Origin of the sequence: Protofrankia sp. CiP1_Cm_nod1 (genome assembly GCF_920888515.1) — a bacterium.
Lineage (GTDB): Bacteria > Actinomycetota > Actinomycetes > Frankiales > Frankiaceae > Protofrankia.
In genome coordinates this window covers 1-6,597 of sequence record NZ_CAKKTM010000476.1, presented here as the reverse complement: position 1 = coordinate 6,597, position 6,597 = coordinate 1, and the positions used below count along the sequence as shown (strand labels likewise).

Annotated in this window: 4 protein-coding genes; 2 read left to right on the top strand and 2 right to left on the bottom strand. The window is 70.7% G+C overall.

The features are described from left to right. Nucleotides 1–319 precede the first annotated feature (319 nt). Nucleotides 320–1,390, bottom strand: a complete 1,071-nt coding sequence (locus tag NBX02_RS22675; RefSeq protein WP_250286700.1) for an inositol-3-phosphate synthase — start codon at nt 1,388–1,390, stop codon at nt 320–322. Nucleotides 1,391–1,465: 75 nt separating this feature from the next. Continuing rightward, nucleotides 1,466–2,137 carry a PadR family transcriptional regulator gene (locus NBX02_RS22670; RefSeq protein ID WP_250286702.1) on the bottom strand — a complete coding sequence of 224 codons (672 nt, stop codon included), beginning with the start codon at nt 2,135–2,137 and terminating at the stop codon, nt 1,466–1,468. A 545-nt stretch (nt 2,138–2,682) separates the two neighbouring features. Here NBX02_RS22670 and NBX02_RS22665 point away from each other — a divergent pair. Both NBX02_RS22665 and NBX02_RS22660 read left to right on the top strand, forming a co-directional pair. After that, a complete protein-coding gene (locus NBX02_RS22665) occupies nt 2,683–3,090 on the top strand; it encodes a DUF5318 family protein (protein ID WP_250286704.1) in 408 nt (135 codons plus the stop codon). A 309-nt stretch (nt 3,091–3,399) separates the two neighbouring features. Then, complete coding sequence (locus NBX02_RS22660; protein WP_250293080.1) at nt 3,400–6,045, top strand: transglycosylase domain-containing protein; 2,646 nt, start codon at nt 3,400–3,402, stop codon at nt 6,043–6,045. Nucleotides 6,046–6,597 lie beyond the last annotated feature (552 nt).

Sequence of the window (6,597 nt, the reverse complement as noted above, 5' to 3'; positions counted from 1 at the left end):
CCGCCTGCCCGCGGCCACCGCGACGGCGGATCCCAGCGCGGCGGGCCAGCCCCACCGGTGCGCCGACGCCCCCGCCTGACCGAGCCCGGGGCCCCGGGCCCCGAATTCAGGGGCCCGACACCAACGTCCGAGCCTGACCGTGCTTGACACAACGCCTGACCGGCCCCGGACACAACACCTGACCGGGGCCGGACACAGCGGTGCCCGGCCACCCCCTCCGGGTAGCCGGGCACCGTTCACCGGTGGCCTCCGCGGTCGTCGTCCGCCTCGGACGGCCGTGCCGTTGTTCGCCCCGTGCAGGCTGTTCGCTCCGGGTGGGTTATTCGCCCCGGATGAACTCCTCCACCTTGTCCCGGGCGATGTTGTCCCGGTACTGCTCCGGCGGCGACTTCATGAAGTAGGAGGACGCCGCGAGCAGCGGCCCGCCGACACCCCGGTCAAGAGCGATCTTGGCGCAGCGGACCGCGTCGATGACGACGCCGGCGCTGTTCGGGGAGTCCCAGACCTCGAGCTTGTACTCCAGGTTCAGCGGCACGTCGCCGAACGCGCGGCCCTCCAGCCGGACATAGGCCCACTTGCGGTCGTCCAGCCAGGCGACGTAGTCGGACGGGCCGATGTGGACGTTGTCCTTGCCGATCTCGTGGGAGAGCTGGGAGGTCACCGCCTGCGTCTTGGAGATCTTCTTGGACTCCAGCCGGTCCCGCTCGAGCATGTTCTTGAAGTCCATGTTGCCGCCGACGTTGAGCTGCATCGTGCGGTCCAGGACGACGCCCCTGTCCTCGAACAGCTTGGCGAGCACCCGGTGGGTGATGGTGGCGCCGACCTGCGACTTGATGTCGTCGCCGACGATCGGGACGCCCGCGGCACGGAACTTCTCCGCCCATTCGGGACGGCCGGCGATGAACACCGGCAGGCAGTTGACGAAGCCGACGCCGGCGTCGATCGCGGCCTGGGCGTAGAACTTCGCCGCCTCCTCGGAGCCGACGGGCAGATAGCAGACGAGGACGTCGGCCCGGGCCTCGCGCAGGGCGGCGACGACGTCCACCGGGGTGTCGTCGGACTCGGCGATCGTCTCCCGGTAGTAGCGGCCGAGGCCGTCGAGGGTGTGCCCGCGGGCGACCGTGACCCCCAGCGGAGGCACCTCCGCGATCTTGACCGTGTTGTTCTCGCTGGCGCCGATGGCCTCCGACAGGTCCTGCCCGACCTTCTTCGCGTCCACGTCGAACGCGGCGACGAACTCCAGGTCCCCGACGTGGTATTCCCCGAGCTGGGTGTGCATCAGGCCCGGGACCTGTGCGGACGGATCAGCGTCGCGGTAGTACTCGACCCCCTGGACGAGGGATGCGGCGCAGTTGCCTACGCCGACGATGGCGACACGTACCGAACCCATGACGGTCTGCTCCTTCTGCGATTGTGGAAGGCGGATGGGTGGGATCCGGGGCGAGGCGGCACGCCGGCGCGGGCACTAACGCGCGGGCGGGGCCTCGTTGCCGTCTCCCCCCGGATCCGGCGGCGTCGGCGGCGCCGGATCCGGGGACAACTCTGTGGATGTTTCGATGGGCGGCCCGCTGGACGGCCCGGCGGCCGCCGGGCGCGCCCGTCCGCCGGCCGGTGCCTGTGCGCGCTCCGTCTCGATCAGCTCGGTCAGCCAGCGGACCTCGCGCTCGACGGACTCAAGGCCGTGGCGCTGCAGCTCGAGGGTGTAGGAGTCGAAACGCTCGCGGGTCCTGGCCAGGGCGGAACGGACCTTCTCACGCCGTTCCTCCAGCCGGCCGCGGCGGCCCTCGAGGATGCGCAGCCGCACGTCCGCGTCGGTCTTGCCGAAGAACGCGAACCGGATGCCGAACATCTCGTCCTCCCAGGAGGACGGGCCGCCCTCACCGAGCAGGGCGGCGAGGCGCTCCTTGCCCTCGGCGGTGAGGGTGTAGACGACGCGGCTGCGGCCGCCGAGACGGTTCGCGGCGCTGGAGTCGTCGGCCGTGACGTAGTGCTCGGCCTGTAGCTTGCGCAGGCAGGGGTACAGCGAGCCGTAGCTGAAGCGATGGAAGGTCCCCAGCACGGTGTTGAGGCGTTTGCGCAGCTCGTAGCCGTGCATCGGGCTTTCGGAGAGCAGCGCGAGGACGGCCAGCTCCAGCATCCTCGCTCCTTTCCTCGGAAGTCATCGGAAGTCAGCCGTGACACTGATGTGACCGGTGTGTCCGGGACGGCTCCGCGTCGCGATCCATCGGCTTGATCTTTTTGGCTGTGCTGGCCCGGTGATGGGACGTGCTGGTCCGGCGGTGAGCCGTGCCGCCGCGGGCCGTATCACCGCGAAGCCGTATCCGCGTGAGCCGTGCGGGGCCGTACCTGCCCGGTGCCGCACCCGGCCGGGATATCTCCAGCTGCGACGTCTCCGGTCGGGATGTCTCCGGTCGGGATGTCTCCGGTCGGGACGTTTCTGCATGACATATCGTTTCGATACATCGAGCATGCCACTTCGGGATAACGAAGGCAACCAGGGGTGTCCGGCGCGGAAAGCCGGGATGGCCGGATCGTTGCCATCGGCCCGGAGCTCACCCTTGTCGGTATTTGCCTGGACAACCATCACGTACCGTGTTCAGTACTCGGAGCTCTTCCGGTGTCGCAGGGGCTTGTGTCCGGAGCGTCTGCCAGTGCGACGCATCCGGCGTACCGTCTTATGGCATGCGTCCACGGTCGGTTGTCGACTACGCGCTCGCCCGGCGGGCGACACTCGCTGACCTGCATGCCGGCAGAGTGTCGGCCACGGATGTGTGTGACGCGCACCCATACCTGCTGCGGGCGGCCAAGCACCACGGGGAGGCGACCGGCAGGCGCTGCCCGGTCTGCCGTGGACGCGAGCCGTTGATCAACGTCACATATACCTACGGTGACGAGCTCGGCGTGAGTTCCGGCCGGGTGCGGGCGACCAGGGACCTGCCGGCCCTCGCGCGGCAGTTCAGCGAGCTACGGGTCTACGTCGTGGAGGTCTGCACGTCCTGCTCCTGGAACCACCTGATCATGTCGTTCGTGATCGGGACCGGCCGGCCCCGGGTCAGGCGGACGGCCCGCCGCAGGACGGCCGAGGAGTAGCCGGGAAGAGGAGCGGCCGGGAACAAGAACGAGGAGCGGCGGGACGGCCGGGGCCCGGGCCCGCCGTCACCGGGTTTCCCACGTGTTGGCGGGAACCCGGTGCATGTGTGCCTGTGGGAGGCGGCGTACCGTCTGACAGCAGCCACCGACGACGCGGGGTTCACTCCCGCAGCCACGGACGGGACTGTCAGTGAGGCCAACATCTACGATCGGGACGTGTACCCGCGCGATGACGACGGCCGTACGCATGTGCGCCGTACCCCGGCCGACCGTGCTCCGGCCGAAGGGGATCATCCGGATGTCGGCTCTGTGAACGGCCACCTGGACAGCCGCCCGCACGGGGCGGCCCGGCCCGACGGTGACGGCTCCGACCGGGCGGGTGCCACCCCCGGCGGTGCCGCGTACGGCGACGCGGGCCGGACGGCGGTGCGCGACGAGCGAGGCGGCCAGCCCGCGGACAGGCGGCCTGCCGACAACAGGCCCGTCACCAACAGGCCTGTCAACAACATGTACGACACGACCGACCGGGCCACCATGGAGCGCATCGGCGTCCGGGAACGCACCGCCGACTCCACCACCTACGTCCGCCGTCCCCGCCCGGACGACGTCCCTGCCGCGGCCCCGGTCAACGGCGTCCGCGGACGTGCGCGTGCCGGCGCGGGCCCGGCGGATCCCCCGGGCGTGCCGCCGGGACGCGCCGATGATCGCCATGGCCTCGAGGGCGGGGCGCAGCAGCCACCGGTCCGGCCGGGTCAGGGAAGACGGGGGCCGATGTTCTGGCGGAACCGCCCGTTGTGGCTGCGGCGGCTGGTCATGTTCGGGCTGCTGTCCGGCGTGCTGATGTTCGCCGCGCTGGTCGCCGTCCTCTACTCCCTGACGAAGATACCGCTGCCGGCGGCCGTCAACGCCGCCGAGCAGACGTCCATCATCACCTACGCGGACCGCAGCACCGAGATCGCCAAGATCGGGACGGTCAACCGGACGGACGTCCCGCTCTCCGAGGTGTCGGTCGACGTCCAGCACGCCGTGCTCGCGGCGGAGAACAAGAACTTCTACAGCGAGCCCGGCATCTCCCCGCGGGGAATCGCCCGGGCGCTGTGGGTGAACGTCCGCGGCGGTGAGATCTCCCAGGGCGGGTCGACCATCACCCAGCAGTACGCCAAGAACGCCTATCTGACACAGGAACGCACCTTCTCCCGTAAGATGAAGGAGATCGTCCTCGCGGTCAAGCTCGCCCGGAAGTACTCCAAGGACGAGATCCTCGAGTCCTACCTCAACACGATCTACTTCGGCCGGGGGGCGTACGGCATCGAGGCCGCGTCCAAGACGTACTTCGGCAAGCCGGCCAAGCAGCTCAGCGCGGAGGAGGGCGCGGTCATCGCCGGGCTGATCCGCTCCCCGAACGCGCTGGACCCGCGGGTGACCCCGGCCGCCGCCGAGCGCCGGTGGCACGAGGTGCTGGACACGATGGTCGAGAAGGGCTGGCTGGACGCGTCCCGCGCGACCCCGGAGAAGAAGCCGCCGGTGACCCAGGAGCGGGACAGGTCCAACGGCATGGCCGTCTCCTCCCCGCAGGCCGCCTACATCCGGGACCAGGCCAAGGACGAGCTGATCGCGGCCGGGATCACCGAGCAGCAGATCAACCTGGAGGGCCTGCGTATCCAGACCAGCATCGACCAGGGCCGGCAGACCGCCGCCTACCTGGCCGTGACGAACGTGCTGGCCAAGCCCTACACCGCCGTTCCCGACCTGAAGACCGGCCTGGTCGCGGTCGAGCCGGGCACCGGCCGGGTGCTGGCCTGGTACGGGGGCACGATCTACGGCAAGGGCGACAACGGCCAGACCTCCTACGTCGACAACGTCTCCGGGGCGCAGGTGCCGCCGGGGTCGACCTTCAAGCCGATCACACTGGCGGCCGCGCTGCAGAAGGGGGTCAGCCTCAAGTCGGTCTACGCGGCCCCGGACGTGCTGGAGATTCCCGGCAAGGCCGCCGACGGCAGCGGGACGTACGTGGTCCGCAACGACGAGGAGCACGGCAACTTCGGGTACCTGAACCTGATCGACGCGACCGCCGAGTCGGTCAACACCGTCTACGTCCCGCTGGGCATCGAGGCCGGCATCGGCAACGTCATCTCCACCGCGCGCGCCCTGGGGGTGAACAAGGACGTCCCACTGACCGACGATGGCGGGGTGACCCTCGGCCGTGATGGCATCACCGCCAAGGACATGGTCGCGGTCTACGGAACCTTCGCCAACGCCGGCAAGGCCGTCGCCCCGCACCTGGTCGACCGGGTGATCGACGGCAAGGGCAAGGTCATCTATGAGGGGCCGACCAACGCGAAGACCGCCATCCCCGCGACCGTGGCGGCCGACGTGACGTACGCGCTGCAGTCGGTCCTGAAGAGCGGCACGGGCAAGGCGGCGCAGCTCGCCGACGGCCGGCCGGCAGCCGGCAAGACCGGCACCACCGACAACTTCCGGACCGCGTGGTTCTGCGGTTACGTCCCGCAGGTCGCGGCCTGCGTGAACATGTTCCGCGGTGACGGCGGGGTGAGCAAGGCGACCGCGCTGACCGGGATCCCCGGGGCTACCGGCGGTGTCTACGGCGGTGGCTACCCGGCGAAGATCTGGAAGGCCTTCATGGACGGCGCTCTCAAGGGCGTCGCACCCCAGAGCTTCCCGACGCCGAAGTACGGTGGCACCGTCACCAACGCGTCGCCGTCGCCGACCCCGCAGCCGACCTTCTCACCGACGCCCACCGCCTCACCCGAGGTGACGCCGCCCGCGGACGTACCCGACCGCGACCGCCATGGGCGCCCGACGACGCTGTTCCCACCGTCGGCGGAGCCGACCGCGTCCACCGGCGGGCAGGGCGAGCAGTCACCGACCCCGAAGCCGGGGAATCCGAGGATCAACGACGGCAGGTTACCGCCTGACCAGGACCCGACCGCCTGAGCCCGCGGCGCGGGAGCCGTCGGTCGCGGCTCCCATGGCGCGGGAGCTGTCGGTCGCGGCTTCCACGGGGTGGGAGCTGTCGGTCGCGGCTTCCACGGGGTGGGAGCCGTCGGTCGCGGCTCCCACGGGCTCCCCGGACCGGGACCGGCCGGATCCCCCCACCGTCGAACGGGAGGGCGTGTTGCACGGGTGACAATGGCACATGGCCAGGGCGTCTCTGATGGATGTTGGCCGATGCGGGTGGTGATCCAGGCTGCCTCCCGCGGGGCGCAGGACAACGGGGTCCCCGTGCGGCGCGCAGCGCCGGACAGGGGGCGTTCCACAGCCGGGCCATGGGCGGCGACAACGCGACGGGTGGCCGGCTGGGTGCCGCCCGCCCGATCGGACATCCGTCAGACCCGTCCTGGCTCCTCCGGGATCTCCCGGATCGATGCCGGCGTCCACCGCGTCGAGGTGGCAGGACACCGGCACCGGCGGCGACCGGCCCGCCCGCCCGGCCACCGGATGCCGCGGTGGGCTGCCGGGCGGTCCCGGTGGGCCCGCGGATGACCG

What these genes read in the sequence shown, in the direction of transcription:
- NBX02_RS22675 (WP_250286700.1), bottom strand. Translation starts at nt 1,390, where the DNA reads ATGGGTTCGGTACGTGTCGCCATCGTCGGCGTAGGCAACTGCGCCGCA.
- NBX02_RS22670 (WP_250286702.1), bottom strand. Translation starts at nt 2,137, where the DNA reads ATGCTGGAGCTGGCCGTCCTCGCGCTGCTCTCCGAAAGCCCGATGCAC.
- NBX02_RS22665 (WP_250286704.1), top strand. Translation starts at nt 2,683, where the DNA reads ATGCGTCCACGGTCGGTTGTCGACTACGCGCTCGCCCGGCGGGCGACA.